At 30.7% G+C, this 16887-nt stretch carries 17 protein-coding genes; 10 read left to right on the top strand and 7 right to left on the bottom strand.

Annotation, left to right across the window (positions count from 1 at the left end; all coding sequences use genetic code 11):
- Both CW733_RS16255 and CW733_RS16250 read left to right on the top strand, forming a co-directional pair.
- A complete protein-coding gene (locus tag CW733_RS16255) occupies positions 1-915 on the top strand; it encodes an endonuclease/exonuclease/phosphatase family protein (protein WP_100998554.1) in 915 nt (304 codons plus the stop codon).
- Positions 916-1156: 241 nt separating this feature from the next.
- Positions 1157-2131, top strand: coding sequence for a hypothetical protein (locus tag CW733_RS16250; RefSeq protein WP_100998553.1), 975 nt, complete (start codon positions 1157-1159; stop codon positions 2129-2131).
- Positions 2132-2545: 414 nt separating this feature from the next.
- On the opposite strand, the gene CW733_RS16245 is transcribed toward CW733_RS16250, so the two are convergent.
- Entirely contained in the window at positions 2546-4189 is a 1644-nt protein-coding gene (locus CW733_RS16245) for a Zn-dependent hydrolase (protein WP_100998551.1), read from the bottom strand.
- Positions 4190-4316: 127 nt separating this feature from the next.
- On the opposite strand from CW733_RS16245, the gene CW733_RS16240 reads away from it, so the two are divergent.
- On the top strand, positions 4317-4778 hold the full coding sequence (locus CW733_RS16240) for a hypothetical protein (protein WP_100998549.1): 462 nt from the start codon (positions 4317-4319) through the stop codon (positions 4776-4778).
- 247 nt (positions 4779-5025) lie between these two features.
- On the top strand, positions 5026-5310 hold the full coding sequence (locus CW733_RS16235; RefSeq protein ID WP_100998547.1) for a hypothetical protein: 285 nt from the start codon (positions 5026-5028) through the stop codon (positions 5308-5310).
- Positions 5311-5411: 101 nt separating this feature from the next.
- On the opposite strand, the gene CW733_RS16230 is transcribed toward CW733_RS16235, so the two are convergent.
- The 3 genes from CW733_RS16230 to yiaA all read right to left on the bottom strand — a co-directional run bounded on the left by CW733_RS16230 (position 5412) and on the right by yiaA (position 7919).
- On the bottom strand, positions 5412-5972 hold the full coding sequence (locus CW733_RS16230; RefSeq protein ID WP_100998545.1) for a GDYXXLXY domain-containing protein: 561 nt from the start codon (positions 5970-5972) through the stop codon (positions 5412-5414).
- 12 nt (positions 5973-5984) lie between these two features.
- Positions 5985-7271, bottom strand: a complete 1287-nt coding sequence (locus CW733_RS16225) for a DUF2157 domain-containing protein (RefSeq protein WP_100998543.1) — start codon at positions 7269-7271, stop codon at positions 5985-5987.
- A gap of 165 nt (positions 7272-7436) precedes the next feature.
- The gene (yiaA, locus tag CW733_RS16220; RefSeq protein WP_100998541.1) at positions 7437-7919 is read right to left on the bottom strand and encodes an inner membrane protein YiaA; all 483 of its coding nucleotides are present in this window, start codon (positions 7917-7919) and stop codon (positions 7437-7439) included.
- Positions 7920-8072: 153 nt separating this feature from the next.
- On the opposite strand from yiaA, the gene CW733_RS16215 reads away from it, so the two are divergent.
- From CW733_RS16215 to CW733_RS16205, 3 genes are all read left to right on the top strand, one after another.
- The gene (locus CW733_RS16215) at positions 8073-9584 is read left to right on the top strand and encodes a hypothetical protein (protein ID WP_100998539.1); all 1512 of its coding nucleotides are present in this window, start codon (positions 8073-8075) and stop codon (positions 9582-9584) included.
- 80 nt (positions 9585-9664) lie between these two features.
- Entirely contained in the window at positions 9665-10147 is a 483-nt protein-coding gene (locus CW733_RS16210) for a hypothetical protein (RefSeq protein WP_100998537.1), read from the top strand.
- A 117-nt stretch (positions 10148-10264) separates the two neighbouring features.
- Positions 10265-10606, top strand: coding sequence for a hypothetical protein (locus tag CW733_RS16205; RefSeq protein WP_100998535.1), 342 nt, complete (start codon positions 10265-10267; stop codon positions 10604-10606).
- A gap of 73 nt (positions 10607-10679) precedes the next feature.
- Here the strand turns inward: CW733_RS16205 and hemL are convergent, their stop codons facing one another.
- The 3 genes from hemL to CW733_RS16190 are packed head-to-tail and all read right to left on the bottom strand — an operon-like array spanning position 10680 to position 13684.
- Complete coding sequence (gene hemL / locus CW733_RS16200; protein WP_100998533.1) at positions 10680-11960, bottom strand: glutamate-1-semialdehyde 2,1-aminomutase; 1281 nt, start codon at positions 11958-11960, stop codon at positions 10680-10682.
- Between the two features lie 5 nt (positions 11961-11965).
- The gene (locus tag CW733_RS16195; RefSeq protein ID WP_100998531.1) at positions 11966-12769 is read right to left on the bottom strand and encodes a glucosaminidase domain-containing protein; all 804 of its coding nucleotides are present in this window, start codon (positions 12767-12769) and stop codon (positions 11966-11968) included.
- A gap of 3 nt (positions 12770-12772) precedes the next feature.
- Positions 12773-13684 (bottom strand): 1-aminocyclopropane-1-carboxylate deaminase/D-cysteine desulfhydrase, encoded by a 912-nt coding sequence (locus tag CW733_RS16190; RefSeq protein WP_100998529.1) that lies wholly within the window; start codon positions 13682-13684, stop codon positions 12773-12775.
- A 448-nt stretch (positions 13685-14132) separates the two neighbouring features.
- On the opposite strand from CW733_RS16190, the gene CW733_RS16555 reads away from it, so the two are divergent.
- The 3 genes from CW733_RS16555 to CW733_RS16175 are packed head-to-tail and all read left to right on the top strand — an operon-like array spanning position 14133 to position 16868.
- A complete protein-coding gene (locus tag CW733_RS16555) occupies positions 14133-14303 on the top strand; it encodes a DUF5522 domain-containing protein (RefSeq protein ID WP_198520087.1) in 171 nt (56 codons plus the stop codon).
- Positions 14304-14308: 5 nt separating this feature from the next.
- On the top strand, positions 14309-16300 hold the full coding sequence (locus CW733_RS16180) for a urocanate hydratase (RefSeq protein WP_100998525.1): 1992 nt from the start codon (positions 14309-14311) through the stop codon (positions 16298-16300).
- Between the two features lie 19 nt (positions 16301-16319).
- A complete protein-coding gene (locus tag CW733_RS16175; protein WP_100998523.1) occupies positions 16320-16868 on the top strand; it encodes a DUF4136 domain-containing protein in 549 nt (182 codons plus the stop codon).
- Positions 16869-16887 lie beyond the last annotated feature (19 nt).

The raw sequence follows: 16887 nt of genomic DNA, 5'->3' as shown, positions 1-16887 counted from the left end.
GTGATTACATTTTTAAATAAATATAAAGCATACATTCTTGGAGTGTATGCTTTTTTATTGCTTATCCATTTTTTTCTAAAAGATTATATTTTCCCGCTAAGCATTCTGTTTTATGCTACTCCAATAATACTTATAATCCTTTATGGCATTTTCACAGCTGTAGTATTTCAAAAAAACAAAAAACACTTCTATAGCTTGATAGTTGTTTTGTGCTTTTTAACTTTTCACTTCTTTTCTAAAGCTTATTATTTACCAAAAATTAGAACTAACGATGTAAAAAACAATTCTGTTCTATTCTGGAATATTGCTAAAAACAAAAGTGGTTTTCCTTTAGATATTATTTCAAAAAAGATAGAAGAATTCCCTATCAACATTCTAACTTTTGTTGAAGCAGATAATATTTCGAGTGAGGAATTTGAGGTAATAAGAAAAAAATTTAAACTATATTCTTTTCAAAAACTAAAAGGAAACATGATTGTTGGTGTAAAAGGAAGCATTAAATCTGTTAATTACCAAACAAAAAAGAAACGCTTTAAATATAATTATATAACTGCAGTTGTAAACGATAAGACTATAAAACTTCTTATTGCAGATGTTTATGCGAGTCTGTTTTACAGCAAAGCTGAAACCTTAAAAACTATAATAGATTTTTCTGAAACACATGAAGTAGATTTCATTCTAGGCGATTTCAATACACCTTACGAAAGTATTCACTTTAATAACTACAAAAACAACTACACAAGTTTGCGCGATTATTCTGATGGATTTACTGCTACATGGCCATTTGGCATTCCTTTATTGGAGTTAGACCAAATATGGGTTGGTAAATCTATTTACGCTTCTAGATTAAATAAGTATAATTATAGTTTCTCAGATCATCAACTTTTAATTGCTGAATATCTTAAACTTAATTAAAAAAACAGTGTTTCTTTCTCAGTTTAAAGCTCACTATCTAAAAAATATTAAAACAATAATAATTCTTTTAATATTCTCATAAAGTTCAGTTGTTTAAAGTTAATGGGTTTCAAAAAATTTACGAAAAAAAAACAATTGCTTCGGTTTTAATAAAAATCGAATTCTTTATATTAAATTGTTATGCTTAAGTTGTGTTTATTAAAGTAAACACTTATTTTCACTTACAATAAATCAATTTATTATGAAAAAAATTGCATATATTTTACTTTTTACATTATTTGTTTTTAACTGTAGTGAAGACGAAACTATGGAACCAGTAGCTGCAGAACCAACACCATTAGTAATTCCAGAGTTTTTACAAAACCTTTCAAGCTTAAATTTATTTGAAGGATTATTGAGCGATTTATCTCCTAGCGAATATGCTTTCGAATACAATTTAAACACTGCTTTATTTACAAATTACTCTAAAAAACAACGTGTTATAGCATTGCCAAACGGAGAAAAACTTAACGCTATAGATGATTTTTTACCAACCTTTCCTGACAATACTGTTATCGCAAAAACATTTTATTATTATAATGATGATAGAGATCCTGCATTAGGGAAACAAATTATTGAAACTCGAATTCTAATTAAACAAAATGGAATATGGGAAACTGGAAACTACAAATGGAATGCTGCACAAACAGATGCTGTTTTAGATAATACTGCAAGCAATGCAAGTATAACATACATTGATGATGATGGAGAAACACAAAATGTAAATTATACAATTCCAGAAGGTAACGATTGTATAACTTGCCACAGTAATGCAAATACAATGCAACCTATTGGTCCAAAACTAAGAAACTTAACAAAAAACAATCAACTTAACACTTTTGTAACCAATGGTTACATTAATAGTTTCGACACATCTACTATAAACGCACTTCCAGATTGGGAAGACACATCTTTAACTACAGAGGAAAGAGCTAGAGCATATATGGAGGTTAATTGCGCAACTTGTCATAATTCTGGAGGTTCTGCAGAATTAGAATCTGTAATGAAATTAGCTTTTGAAACTCCTTTTAACCAAACAAACATCTACGCAAAACGTTTTGATATAGATAATAGAATGCAAGATTATCAATTTAATTATAGCATGCCTCTTATTGGTGTGACAATGGTACACTCTCAAGGTTATAATTTAGTAAGAAGCTATGTAAACAGTTTATAGATAGCAAAAAAAAACTTATCATACGAGATAGTTTTAAGATGGAAGGTCTTGAAGAAAAACGTTTGACAAAAACTTATAATAACCGTTTTTATTTGAAATATTTACACCGTTCTCACGTAATGCTCTTATTTTATTTAGTGTTTTAGAAACTCTAAATATAACAAGTACACATAAAACAGCGATTATAATAAAATATTCCATTAGCTTTACTTTGATATTTAAAACTAACAAATTATCCTATTTGTTGCAAATAATTAAAAAAAACCTATATATTTTTCGCTAAAAGACAACTATTTAACGATAAAACAAAAAAGTTAGCAAAAAATATTTTTCTTATTAAAGACTTGTTATATTGAGTGCAATCGAAATGTATAATTTTCGATCGCACTCAAAATCAACAATATTAGGCTAGTATTAGTTTAAACCTAATGCTTCTACTCCTTGTTCGAAAACAACATCTACAGGAATACTAGCATCACTTAAACGATCTAAGTCTTTTTGTAATTGCTCAGGAATACTTCCGTAGTTTTCAACAAACTTGGCAACACCATCATAATCACCATCTCCTTGATAGGTTAATATCACTTTTGAAAGCATTTCCATAGCACTTTCCATTTTTTGAAAATTCACTTTATAAGTCCCATCTTCATTTCTTGTAAAAGCTCCCATTTGTTGGAAAAAATTAAAACGTATCATGTTTGCTTTTCCATGTGCACTCGATGCTCCAAAACGTACAGATCTAAAAATACCTGCCATAAACGTAACCATGTTATCTTTTAAATCTTCTTTTAATTCTCCTTTTTTATGGAGTTGCTGCACCATATATAATCCTAAAATATCAGCTTTACCTTCTTCAAGTGCACTTGCGTGTTCTTTTAGCGATGTTCTAACTGTTCCGTTTCCGTTAATAGTATTTTTAATCCCTAAACCATGTGCCACTTCGTGAAACATTGTATTTGCAAAAAAGGCATCGAAAGTAATATGTTTACGTTGGCTCTCTTCTATTAAAACACTAGAAATTGGCATTAATATTTTATCGAATTTAGCACGCATTGCATTTTTAAGTTGCAAACGTCTTGTTCCTTTTTTAAGCTGAACTTCTTCATCGTTAGGTAAGTTAATGGCAATTGTTTTACTCCCAGAATTACAATCTCCAGCATAAAACACAACATCGTAAGCGTTTAAATCGCTATCTGTTCCTGGCTTTTCTTTTTTATATTTAACATCTATAGGCAATCCTTTTTGAAGCTCTGGTAAAAAACTACTAAACTTAGCTAATTTTGCGCTCCATTCTTGATCTTTAATTAACACATAACCTTCGTGTGCTGCTTTGTTTCCAAAAAGTTGATCTTCGTAAGTTTCAATTGGGCCAATTACTATATCTAAAGTATTTGTTTTCATATCCATCCAAGCGAAATCACTTTTCTGGTAATCATCATTCAAAACTGCAGCAGCTCTTAATTCTAAATAGTTTTTTAACCCTTTATCTTCTGCTAATTCAGCAGCTTGTAGTAGTAAACGTGAGACTTCTTTAACCTCTGCTTCAAACTGCTTATGGTAAGGTATAGTAAATAGATTACCATCTCCATCGCGTCTTACAAAATTATAAATACTTGTTTTGTTTTCCATAGAAGCTTTTTCAAACTCCTCTTTAGTCATGTCTTTTGGGTAGAAATTAGCTCCTTTTGCCTTTTCTCCTATTCCATCTACAAATGGCTTATTATTATCCAATCTGTCCCAAGGACCATAATTTATTTTCACATACTTTTTAGTATCCTCATCTGTTACTGCATCTAATAAAGCATCGCAATCTCCATAAGATTCGTACCAAAACAAGTCGTTCATTTTATTGGCTGCACTAATTAAAATAGGTAGCATTTGCATTTCCTTTTTAGATAATACACTTAAATCTGCGGTAAGTTTTACACTTACATATTTGTCTAAATTGGTTTGCATTATGGTTTTAGGTGTTTCGGTTTCGGTGATTTCAGTTTGCTTTACTTCGTCTTTACAAGAAAAGATAGTAGCGAATGCTAATAGATATATTACTTTTTTCATGAGTTTTAGTGAATTGATTGTTGGTTTTGTAAAGTTAGGGAATTTTTGATACTGATATAAATGTTGGGTAACGATTTTAGTTTTGGCTAAAATGAGATATATTAGTTGTTTAACAACAAATTAATCCTTGGAAGAAAAACATAAATTTACTCAACCTATTATTAATTCAATAAAAACACTTCTTAAAGGAGAAGTTAAGTTTGTTGAGAACCGGAATAACTGGTCTGTTGGTATTTTTGTTAAATGGGATAAAAAAAGAATACAAATAGCACTCAAGTCTAGAAAAAATAATTTAAAAACAGAATTTACTTCTTGCTCTTTAACCGATGCTAATTTTCTCTCATTTGTAACTAGAACTGATGCTTTTAATTTTTCTGGCAAAAAAAGTAAATTCTCTGAATTGATTTTAAAAAGTAGCGCAACACAGTCTTTAATGAACAGTCTAAAGGCCTCTATTAAACTAGATGGCAGAAACTTCATCTTCAAAGGTGAAATTCAAAAAAAAGATAATTCTAGTTTGTCTAATATTTTTATTCTAAACGAAATGATAATGGACGAAATTGACATCTTAAACAATGAAAAAGACTGAATAAAAAATAAGCAAGATTAAGTTAACTCAAATTACAAGAACAAAAAGCAGTAATAACATTACTCTTTCTTCAATATTATCAAACTTCATATTATTTAAATCAGTTACAAAAAAAAACAACACAAAATGCTGATTACTAATTTCTTACGTATTTTTACGTGTTTATAATCTTCAGTATTCCTACGTTTAATTAAACACACATTCCAGCATACCTTTACATCGTTATTAATCTTTAAAAATATTTATTATGAAGTACACATTTAACATGGAAAACACCTTAAACGAAGAAGTAATTGTGAGTTGGTATGATTGGAACGACGGAACTCACGGCATATCAGCAGCAAATTATAATATTTCTGCAAATGGTCACCAAAAAATTGATGCACTAGAAAATGTAGTCATTCAAATTAGTGTTTTCAAAGCAAACAATAATCCCTTACTAAATGGCATATGGATGAATTTTTATGCAACAAAAAGAAACATGAAAATTGTTCAAAACAATGGAGTCACTTCTATTGAATACACTAAATAGTAAAATCTTGCCTTGAAACTATTATTACAAAGCTAAAGACAGGACAAAAAGAAGATTAAAACACATTTAATCTTCTTTTTGATTTTACAGTTTATATAGTATTAATTCTCCTCTACATAATCTGCAATAGAAATTTCGTTTATTAAAACATCTTTTAAAACGGCCTCACCATCTTTTACATAAACTAAAGCGTAAGTATTATTTGGTAAGGTATCGCGTTGAGCTGTTCTAAAAGCATCTTCGGCTGGTTTAGCTTTGTTTTCTTCCATATAAAAACGATCGAATGGTAAGTTAAAGGTCACTTTTTTATCGTATTTACTATACCAATTTACTTGGGTTTTTACGTAATCTTTTACATTTACTAAAGGCTCTTTACTTATCTCTGTTAATTTAGCAAAACCTAAACTATCTTCTTCAAAATATACGTAAATGTCTTGTTTTCTTTCCCAAGTAGAATCTACAGAAATAGCCGTATTTATATCGTATCTCAAAGTTATATATTTCCCTCTGTATGGATCGCTTGGATCTATAGGTTGAGTTCTAAACTTATATGCTTTTCCGTTTTTCAAAACAGCTTCTTGTCCAAAAATCATTTGCATTGGAACAAATAACTGTGCTATTACAACAAGTATAAATAGCGTGAATATGTATTTTAATTTCATCTTCTTAATGTGTTATTTTAATATTTTAGTTTCTTTAGATTTCTGCTTTTTAAGCATTACATAATTAGTTGCAAAAAAACCAATCCCTACAATTACAAACAGCAAACCTCGAATAACAAAACTCATGTTAGTATCGAAAAAACGACAAAATATTAAAGCTGTAATAATTATTAGCCCGTAATTTAAAACACCAAAATGCATTTTATCTACTCCTATTTTTATTGCATTTATTCCTAAAACTAATAACAATACATTGGTAATAACAGTTGGTGAGACATCGTTTTTTAAACCAACAAAAAACAACATCGTCATTATTATAAAGATGTAATGGAATAGGTTGAATTTGTCAACTTGTTTTTTCAGAAATAAATAAATTAAAACACCTAAAGCAACTACAAATAATACGATAACCAAGGTTGTTTCTTTTCCTGAGAAAGAAGAAATACGCAATACGTCTTCCCAAACCCATCTAAAACTTGCTATTAGCAATAAAACAACAGTTCCAAAAGATCCTAAAACCAAATAACCGTTTTGTCTTAATTTTAAATTATTTAATACTGGGAGTTTTCCTAAATTATAAAACAAACCGAATAAAATAATATAAGACAAGAAAATAAGCTCATCAAATTTTGTAATAAACGCACCCAAAGTAATAACGAGACTTATTGGTAATAACCAATTAAAAATCGACGTAATATTTGCTTTAGGCCTACTTTTAATTAGATTTATATAATATGGAAGTAGTAATAAAAGCAGCACTAAAAACAACCAAGGCGCTTTACTACCATTAGCATATCCATAGTTGCAAGCATATACAGTTGCGTACACAAGGTGTAATAATGCAAGTGCATGAGATTTTAAAAGATAGATTAGTGGTACGCAAAGTAAAATCCAGACCAACATATAATTAGTGAAATTTCCTGGAATATTGTAAATCTGACTTACCATTGCTATGGAAGCACCAACTGCAAAAAATAAAAACACGCCTGAGGCTTCTTTCCACGTTTGGCTTTTTTTCTTTAAAATTGAAAAACCAACCAATACTTGTCCAACTATTAATGGTGCAAAAGCAAAGAGTGTTTTAATTGTTTTAGAGAAATTATCCCAATTATGTGCTAGTATTAAAATAAGACCAAGTCCGACTAAAACAGAGCCTAACACCCCAAAAACGGTAAATAATCTATTAGGAGTTTCGTTTGTTTTAGATTGGTAATAACGCTCTATTTTCGAAGCAACATCTTGAGATATTACATCGTTTTCTACTAACTCTGGCAATTCTTTTATGAGTTTTGAATGCATTCGTGTTTTATTTAATATTTCATCAATTTAATCTTTTTTTTAAGCATAAGTATAAAACAAGAAGCTTTCCTAATTTATTTATACTCCTATATCCTTTTAAATTTAAAATGGCGCAACTAAAAGTCACGCCACTTAAGGTTAACTAACCTTCATCAAAACAAAACCTTAGATGTCTTCTGTTTCGTTGTTATCTATAAAAGCAATATCTCTAGTGTTTTTTTGCACAGCAATTCCGGCAAATAAACTTAAAGTAAAAGACATGCCATAGAATCCTTTTTCACTTAATTCTAAATCTGCATTCCACAAGCCAATAACTAATAAAGCTATTGCTGCAATACTTGCAAACCAACTTATACCGTAATACATTTCTGTAACTTGAATGTTTTCCATTTTATCTCTTACTGCTTTTTGCACAGAAATAACTGAGAACAAACCAAATAACAAAATGGTGAAATAATAGCCTTTTTCATTTAACGCCATAGTTGCATTCCATAAACCTACACAATAAGCAACTATACCAATTAATAACGCTGTCCACGATGCTCCAACAAAAGCTATTGTTGGTTTTTGGTCAAAAAATGGTTCTTCTTTTTTATTCTTTTTCTTTTTTTCTGCTTCTTTTAAAGAAACTGTTGTTTGATAATCCATAATTGTTTTTGTTTTAATGATTATGAAGCAAATATGCGACGTAATCTAAAGTTGACGAAAACAGTATTAACAAAAAACTGACGATATATTTTACACTATAACTTTAAATATTACTATATTTATATAGAATACAATTATATAACTGACGATTAAATGATAAATTTAAACGAAATAATAAGCACTTTTTCTAAAGATGAAAAGCTCCTCTTTGTTAATTACCTTGAAAAAAAGAACAAAAGGAGCGACACCAAAAACATTGCTTTGTTTAAATTATTAGCTAAAAACGAATTAGGTTCTAAGGCTGTTTTTCTAAAATTATATAACAAAACTCAAAAAGATGCCTACCATGCTTTAAGAAAAAGATTACACCTGTCTATTATAGATTTTATAGCCAATACTAGTTTAGAGGAAGAAAACTCTATAGACATGCAGCTTATAAAACACATTTTAGCATCGCGTACTTTTTTAGCCCGCAAACAATACAAGGTTGCTTATAAAATTTTAGATAAAGCTGAAGTTATAGCAAGCGAACATTTATTGTTTCCTATTTTAAATGAAATATATCACACCAAAATTCAATATGCTTACGCTAATCCTTCAATAGAGATTGATAGTGTTATTGAAAAATTTAAAATAAATCAGAAAAACTACTTCCTAGAAGACCAACTTAATATTGTTTATGCCAAAATTCGACAAATTATCGCGCAAGACCACCACGAAAGAAATAGCTTAGATTTTGAAAACCTACTTGAAAACACTTTTAAAGACTATAATATTAGTTTAAACGACTCTATGTCTTTTAAGTCCTTGTATCAATTAATTACAATAGTTAGTTTATCGGCTTTTGTAAGCAAAGATTACTATAAAATTGAACCGTTTTTGGTAAAAACATATCAGAAACTTAAGCAATACAAAAGCAAAGAGAAGCAGTTATATTACCATATTCAGGTATTGTACTTGGTAGCAAATACATTCTTCAGAAATAAAAAATTTACCGAATCTATAGAATATTTAGAGCTCATGCAAGCCCACATGTTAAAGCAGAACAAAAAACACAATTCTGCATTTAAACTTAAACACAATCTGTTATTAGCATTAAATCTTAATTACTCTAACCAACAAACGGAAGCCATTACATTACTAGAAACTTTACTCCTTAAAAAGCATAAAGACATCGAAACAGTACTAGATATAAGCTTAAGTCTGGCTATGTACTATATTCAAGCACAGGATTACAAAAAAGCGCATACACTATTTAAATCTTTCTACCATACAGATAATTATTACGAAACTAAAACTGGAAAAGAATGGGTTATTAAAAAGAATTTAGTTGAAATTATTCTACATATCGAATTAGAAAATATAGATTTAGTAGACTCACGATTACTAAGCTTTAAACGAAATTATTCCTCCTATTTAAAAAGCATAAACCAAAAACGCGTTATTATCTACCTACAGTTTATTGAAGCTTATTATAAAAACCCTGAAAGCATAAAAACAGAATCTTTTATTAATAAAATAGAACATGCCTTTGTTTGGGTAGAAGCTAAACGTGAAGACATTTTTGTAATGAGTTATTTTGCATGGCTAAAAAGTAAAATGGAAAATAGATCTTTATACACAGTAACATTAGAGTTGGTTACTAAAGCACAATCTGTTAATTAAAGCTTAAAAATCACTTAAGCATTAAACCATTTTATTTTTTTAATGTCTTAAGAATGAATAACAATTAAAACAATATAAAGATGAAAAAAATATTAATAGTAGCATTAGCCTTATTTGCTTTACAAGTAACAGCTCAAGACAAGAAAGAAGATAGAAAAGAGTTGCGAAAAGAAAAAATGGAGCAACATAAAAACATGGACCCAATAGAAATGGCGAAAATTAATACTAAAAAAATGACGCTTGCTTTAGATCTTTCTCAAGACCAACAAAACAAAGTTGAAAAACTAAACATTAAAAATGCAGAATTACGTAAAACTGGAATGGAAAAAAGAATGGCATTAAAAGATGCTGACAAAAAATTAACTCCAGACGATAAGCTAAAAAGGAAAAACGACAAACTAGATCATCAAATTGCGACAAAAAGAGAAATGAAAAAAATCTTAACTCCAGAGCAATATGAAAAGTATAACAAAATGTCTAAAAAAAGGATAATGAAAGGAAAACGTGGTAAGATGAAGCACAAAAAAGGTGAAAAAAGAGACCATAAAATGGAAAAGGAGTAATTTTACCTAAAACCTTTAAAAGTAAAAAAGTGCCGATTATCTATTCGGTACTTTTTTATTTGCAATCTTTAACAAAATAGCTTTACTTTGAGTTATTAACGTATAACAACTATAACAATGAAAAAAATATTTACATTTTGCTTTTTTGCATTTGCAATGTTAATTGGTACTCAATCTGCATTAGCTCAAGATAAAGTTAACACTAAAGAGAAAGCTTATCTTAAGGCAAAGGAAATGCGCTCTACATTAAAATTTAATGACAATACTTTAGAGCAAGTTTACAATGCATACCATGCATATGAAAAAAACTTAGCTGCTATAGAAGATTCTAAAGCGTCTGGAAACACAGAAGTTGTATCTAAATTAAACTACTCTTTACAAGCAGATTTAAAAACGGCTTTAGGTGAAGAATTATATAACAGGTATTTAAATATTACTAATAAAAAAACAGTTGAATAACTCAACTTCATAAAGCATAAAAAAGGCGATTACTACAAATAGTAATCGCCTTTTTTTTTCAGAAAACTTTATACTACTTAAAAACAGTATTACAAGCTTCTATTGTTTTATCTAAATCTTCATAAGTTAGCGCATCTGTAATAAACCAAGTTTCAAATGCACTTGGAGCAATATAAATACCCTGATTAAGCATGCCGTGAAAAAAGATTTTAAACATGTCGTTATTACCTTTTGCAGCAGTTTTAAAATCTATAACTTTAGTCTCATCAAAATGAACCGAAATCATAGAACCTACTCTATTAATAGTATGTGTAACATTGTTATTATTTAAAACTTTTGCTAAACCTTTATGAAGGTATTCGGTTTTTTCAGCTAAACGATTAAAAACATCTTTATCATTATTTAGCGTTGTAAGCATAGCTAATCCTGCAGCCATAGCTAGTGGATTCCCACTTAAAGTTCCCGCTTGATACACAGGACCTAAAGGTGCTAAGTGATTCATAATTTCATTTCTAGCGGCAAAGGCACCAACTGGCAAACCACCACCTATAACCTTACCAAAGCAAACAATATCTGCATCTACTCCATATAATTCCTGAACACCACCTTTTGCCAGGCGGAAACCCGTCATAACCTCATCGAAAACTAATAAAATATCATTAGCATCACAAAGTGATCTTAAACCTTGAAGAAAACCATCTAATGGTGGAATACAACCCATATTACCAGCAACTGGCTCTATAATTATACAAGCAATTTCATTTTTATTCGCATTAATTAGCGCTTCAACATTTGCTAAATCGTTAAAATTAGCAAGCAACGTATCTTTTGCTGTTCCTTCAGTAACTCCAGGACTATTTGGGCTACCAAAAGTCACTGCTCCACTTCCTGCTTGTATTAAAAACGAATCGCTATGTCCATGATAACAACCTGCAAATTTTATAATTTTATCTTTTCCAGTAAAACCTCTTGCTAATCTTACAGCACTCATACAAGCTTCTGTTCCAGAATTTACAAAACGAATTTTATCAATATTTGGTACCATTGACACTGCTAATTCTGCAATTTCAGTTTCAATTTCTGTTGGCATCCCAAAAGACGTTCCTTTTCTAGCTTTCTCGATTACAGCATTAACAACAGGCTCGAAAGCATGACCTAAAATCATTGGTCCCCAAGAATTAATGTAATCGATTAAGATGTTTCCATCTTCATCGTACAAATAAGCTCCTTTTGCTTCTTTAACAAATATTGGTGTTCCTCCAACTGCTTTAAATGCTCGAACTGGAGAATTTACTCCTCCAGGAATTACTTTTTCCGCTGCTGCGAAAAGAATGCTACTACGTTTATAAATCATTATAATTAATCTTTAGGAATGGGCTTAATAAATAACACTTGTCCTACAAACAAGTCGCTAGATTCTAAGCTATTTAATGCTTTTAATTCTGGTACTGAAATATTATACTTTCTTGATAAACCAAATAAAGTATCTCCCGAAACAACAGTATGTTTGTCGTTTACACTAGACTCAACACCTAAAACGTCGTTGTCAAAACGATATAATTGGTAACGCTCTATAAGGCTTATTAATTTTTGAGGATATTTTCTATCTGTTGCGTAACCTGCAGCTCTTAAACCTTTTGCCCAAGACTCATAATCGCCTTTTCCGAGTGCAAACAATCCTGCATAACGCTTACGTTCTTTTAAAAATAGCGAATGATCTCTAAATGAGTATTTTGAATTTTTATATTTTCTGAAACATTCTTGATCGGCATCATCATCATGATATATTTTCCCACCTGTCCATCCTTTATGGCATTTAATACCAAAGTGATTATTTGCCTCTGTAGACAAACGACCTTTTCCAGAACCAGACTCTAAAATACCTTGAGCTAAAGTAATACTTGCTGGCACACCATAATTACGCATTTCGTCTTGAGCTATATCACTATATATAGCAATATATTCGTCTGTAGGCGTTGCATAACTCTCTGATGTTTCAACAATAGTAACCTCTGGTTCTATTAAATCTTTAGACTTCTTTTTCGTTTTTGTTTTAACAACACGATGCGTTTTGTTTTTAGCCTTTTTGGTCGTTACTTTTTTACTTGAGCCACAACTAGAGACTAAAGCTAGTAAGCATAAAATTACAAATATTCTATTCATCAACTATTGTATTAATGGTGAATTTTTCTGTTTTAATCTGTTATTCATTCCTGCAATCCCTTGTAATCCTCCTGTGTGAATAACTAATATTTTTGAGCCTTTAGGAAAATAGTTATTACTAATCATATCCTTAATTCCAAATAACATCTTTCCTGTATAAATTGGATCTAACCTAATATTATTTAGAGCTTTAAACTCATTAATAAACGTTACCAATTCATTATTTATTTTGGCATAACCTCCAAAATGGTAATTGGTAATTAATTTCCAATTATCTTGTTTTGCAAATTTACTAATATCTTCTTGTAAAAAGTCTCCTTTTAAGGCCGAAAAACCCAAAACTTGTTGATTAGATTTAGAGCTATTTATTAAACCAGATAATGTCCCACCTGTTCCAACTGGTGCACAAATATAATCAAAACGAGAATCAGCTTCTGTTAAAATTTCCTCACAACCTTTTACTGCTAAAGTATTTGTACCACCTTCTGGAATATTATAAAAATCGCCAAATTCATTTCTTAAACGCTCAACAAAGTTTAAATCTTCTTTATTTCTAAAATCTGTTCTGCTAATAAACTTAAATTGCATACCACAGTCTTGAGCATATTTTAGTGTAGAATTGTCATTAATTTTAGATATTAATTCTTCACCTCTAATAATACCAATGGTTTTAAAATTATAAATTCTACCAACTTCTGCAACTGCTGCTATATGATTAGAAAACGCACCTCCAAAAGTTAAAAGCGTGTCCTTGCCTTCTTTTCTAGCTGCTTCTATATTATATTTTAATTTCCTGTATTTGTTTCCAGAAATAATAGAATGTATTGCGTCTTCTCGTTTTACAAAAAGCTCTACATTCAAATTACTTGATAAATCTACACGTAGATTAACACTATTTTCTAACTTAAAAATCATGAGCACGAATATACTTTAAAAAGCTCCAAAAACGACGTTGCTTTAAATAACTAAAATTTGTTTGATTTTGATAAGATTCTCGTTCAAAAGAAATATTCATATAAGCAGTGTACCAGTTCTTATATTGAATTAATCTAACAAGAAACTCAATACTATAAAAGATATAAAACGGGATTATTAACAGTTCAATCTGCTGTCTTAAATGTATCTTTTCATGGTTTATTAAAACCATATTTGTTTTCAAATATTTACGCTTCAGAAAAACAAAAGGAAAAATAGTTATACCAGTATAACCTTTAGGTACTATATATTTAGAAATTAAAATCACAAAATATTGGTTTCAAAAATCACTCCATTATCAATGTCTTGGGAATGACAGTTTATTGGGAACCTTGGTTTTACACCAAGGAAATTTTGTTCTAATTTACATTATATTTGTAATATACTTATGAAAAAACACATTCCAATAGAAGAAGGCGACTATTATTTAACGCCTGAAGGCTACAGATGCTTCACTGAACAATACCACCTAAAACGAGGTTATTGCTGCGAAAGTGGCTGCAGACATTGCCCTTACGGATTCGATAAAAATACTAATTCAATAAAAAAAAAGAATTAACCACAATGAATTCTACTTTTAAAACACAAATTCTAGAAGGTATTCCTGAGCATTTACCAGCTCCAAAACCTTACGAAAAAAACATAAATCACGCGCCTAAACGCAAAGCTATTCTTTCTAAAGAAGAAGAGAAATTAGCTTTACGAAATGCTTTAAGGTATTTCGACAAGAAAGACCATAAAGAACTAATTTTAGAGTTTAAAAACGAGTTAGACACTTACGGTAGGATATACATGTATCGCTTACGTCCAGATTACAAAATGTATGCGAGACCAATAAGTGAATATCCTGCAAAATCTAAACAAGCAGCTGCAATTATGTTAATGATTCAGAATAACTTAGATTATGCAGTCGCACAACATCCTCACGAATTGATTACTTATGGTGGAAATGGTGGCGTTTTTTCTAATTGGGCACAATATCGCTTAACAATGAAATATTTAGCCGAAATGAATGACGAGCAAACACTAACAATGTATTCTGGTCACCCTATGGGTTTATTTCCTTCGCATAAAGAAGCACCTCGTGTTGTTGTTACAAATGGAATGATGATTCCTAATTACTCTCAACCAGACGATTGGGAAAAATTTAATGCATTAGGCGTTACACAATATGGACAAATGACTGCAGGAAGTTATATGTACATTGGTCCGCAAGGAATTGTACATGGTACAACTATAACTGTTTTAAATGCATTTAGAAAAATAAATAAAGAACCAAAGGGAAATCTTTTTGTTACTTCTGGATTAGGCGGAATGTCTGGTGCACAACCAAAAGCAGGGAATATTGCTGGCTGTATAACGGTTTGTGCAGAAGTAAACCCGAAAATTACACAAGTACGTTTAGACCAAGGTTGGATAGATGAAAAAATCACCAATTTAGATGCATTGGTAACACGTGTAAATAAAGCTAAAGCTGAAAAACAAACCATTTCAATAGCCTACTTAGGAAACATTGTAGACGTTTGGGAGAAGTTTGACGAAGCGAATGTTCATATCGATTTAGGAAGCGACCAAACCTCGCTTCACAATCCTTGGGCTGGAGGTTATTATCCAACAGGAATATCTTTTGAAGATGCAAACGATATGATGGCTAATAATCCAGAGCAATTTAAAATTGAAGTTCAAAAAACACTCTGTCGTCATGCAGATGCTATTAATAAACATACAGCAAAAGGCACTTATTTCTTCGATTATGGAAATGCTTTTTTATTAGAAGCCTCTCGTGCTGGAGCAGATATTATGGCTAAAAACGGTATCGATTTTAGATATCCAAGCTATGTTCAAGACATAATGGGTCCAATGTGTTTCGATTATGGTTTTGGGCCATTCCGCTGGGTTTGTGCTTCAGGTAAACCAGAAGACTTAGCAAAGACAGATGCTATTGCTTGTGCCGTTTTAGAAGAAATAAAGAAGAACTCTCCAAAGGAGATTCAGCAACAAATGACTGATAACATCCAATGGATAAAAGGTGCACAAGAAAACAAATTAGTTGTTGGCTCTCAAGCTAGAATATTATACGCAGATGCTGAAGGTCGTGCAAAAATAGCAGAAGCCTTTAACCAAGCCATTGCTAAAGGAGAGATTGAAACGGTTATTTTAGGACGAGATCATCATGATGTTTCTGGAACAGATTCTCCGTACAGAGAGACTAGCAATATTTACGATGGCTCTCGCTTTACAGCAGATATGGCAATCCAGAATGTTATTGGAGACAGCTTTCGTGGAGCAACTTGGGTAAGCATCCATAATGGTGGTGGCGTTGGCTGGGGAGAAGTTATAAATGGTGGATTTGGTATGGTTCTTGATGGTAGTAAAGAAGCTTCAAAACGCTTAAAATCAATGTTATTCTGGGATGTTAATAATGGGATCTCTAGAAGAAGTTGGGCAAGAAACGAAGGTGCTGTTTTTGCAATAAAACGCGCTATGGAAATCGAACCTAACCTAAAAGTAACATTGCCAAATATTGTAGATGATGCTATAATTGACTCGTTATAACCTTTAACATCTTTTTACTATGAAAAAATTAATAAAAAAAACATTACCATTTCTAGCGTTACTTATTATTGCTAGTTCTTGTACTTCGGTTCGGGTAGCTTCCGATTACGATAAAAATGCCGACTTTAATTCGTATAAAACCTTTGCGTTTTTTAAAACAGGAATTGATAAAGCAGAAATTAGCGATTTAGACAAACGTAGAATTTTACGCGCTATAGAAACAGAACTTTTAGCTAAAGGTTTTACTAAGTCTGAAAACCCAGATTTACTAGTGAGTCTTTTTACAAAAGAAAGACAAGAAGTAAACGTATACAATAATGGCTATGGAGCTTATGGTTATGGTTGGGGATGGAGTCCATTCTATAACAACTTTAATAACAATGTAAGTACCTCAACTCAAGGAAGTTTATATATAGATTTAATAGACGCTAAGAAGAAAGAACTTGTTTGGCAAGGAAAAGGCTCTGGTTACTTAAACACATCTTCTAATGTAGACAAAAGAGAAGCTAGAATTAAAGAGTTTGTTGCAGAAATTATGACAAAATATCCTCCAGGATTAGAAAAATAAAAATACACTAAAAGCGACT

It is taken from the genome of Lacinutrix sp. Bg11-31, assembly GCF_002831665.1.
Classification (GTDB): Bacteria; Bacteroidota; Bacteroidia; order Flavobacteriales; family Flavobacteriaceae; genus Lacinutrix.
This window is presented reverse-complemented; position numbering and strand designations above follow the sequence as displayed.

What these genes read in the sequence shown, in the direction of transcription:
- CW733_RS16210 (WP_100998537.1), top strand. Translation starts at nt 9,665, where the DNA reads ATGAAAAAAATATTAATAGTAGCATTAGCCTTATTTGCTTTACAAGTA.
- CW733_RS16175 (WP_100998523.1), top strand. Translation starts at nt 16,320, where the DNA reads ATGAAAAAATTAATAAAAAAAACATTACCATTTCTAGCGTTACTTATT.
- CW733_RS16230 (WP_100998545.1), bottom strand. Translation starts at nt 5,972, where the DNA reads ATGAAATTAAAATACATATTCACGCTATTTATACTTGTTGTAATAGCA.
- CW733_RS16215 (WP_100998539.1), top strand. Translation starts at nt 8,073, where the DNA reads ATGATAAATTTAAACGAAATAATAAGCACTTTTTCTAAAGATGAAAAG.
- CW733_RS16245 (WP_100998551.1), bottom strand. Translation starts at nt 4,189, where the DNA reads ATGAAAAAAGTAATATATCTATTAGCATTCGCTACTATCTTTTCTTGT.
- CW733_RS16250 (WP_100998553.1), top strand. Translation starts at nt 1,157, where the DNA reads ATGAAAAAAATTGCATATATTTTACTTTTTACATTATTTGTTTTTAAC.
- CW733_RS16205 (WP_100998535.1), top strand. Translation starts at nt 10,265, where the DNA reads ATGAAAAAAATATTTACATTTTGCTTTTTTGCATTTGCAATGTTAATT.
- CW733_RS16225 (WP_100998543.1), bottom strand. Translation starts at nt 7,271, where the DNA reads ATGCATTCAAAACTCATAAAAGAATTGCCAGAGTTAGTAGAAAACGAT.
- yiaA (WP_100998541.1), bottom strand. Translation starts at nt 7,919, where the DNA reads ATGGATTATCAAACAACAGTTTCTTTAAAAGAAGCAGAAAAAAAGAAA.
- CW733_RS16555 (WP_198520087.1), top strand. Translation starts at nt 14,133, where the DNA reads ATGAAAAAACACATTCCAATAGAAGAAGGCGACTATTATTTAACGCCT.
- CW733_RS16190 (WP_100998529.1), bottom strand. Translation starts at nt 13,684, where the DNA reads ATGATTTTTAAGTTAGAAAATAGTGTTAATCTACGTGTAGATTTATCA.
- hemL (WP_100998533.1), bottom strand. Translation starts at nt 11,960, where the DNA reads ATGATTTATAAACGTAGTAGCATTCTTTTCGCAGCAGCGGAAAAAGTA.
- CW733_RS16180 (WP_100998525.1), top strand. Translation starts at nt 14,309, where the DNA reads ATGAATTCTACTTTTAAAACACAAATTCTAGAAGGTATTCCTGAGCAT.
- CW733_RS16235 (WP_100998547.1), top strand. Translation starts at nt 5,026, where the DNA reads ATGAAGTACACATTTAACATGGAAAACACCTTAAACGAAGAAGTAATT.
- CW733_RS16195 (WP_100998531.1), bottom strand. Translation starts at nt 12,769, where the DNA reads ATGAATAGAATATTTGTAATTTTATGCTTACTAGCTTTAGTCTCTAGT.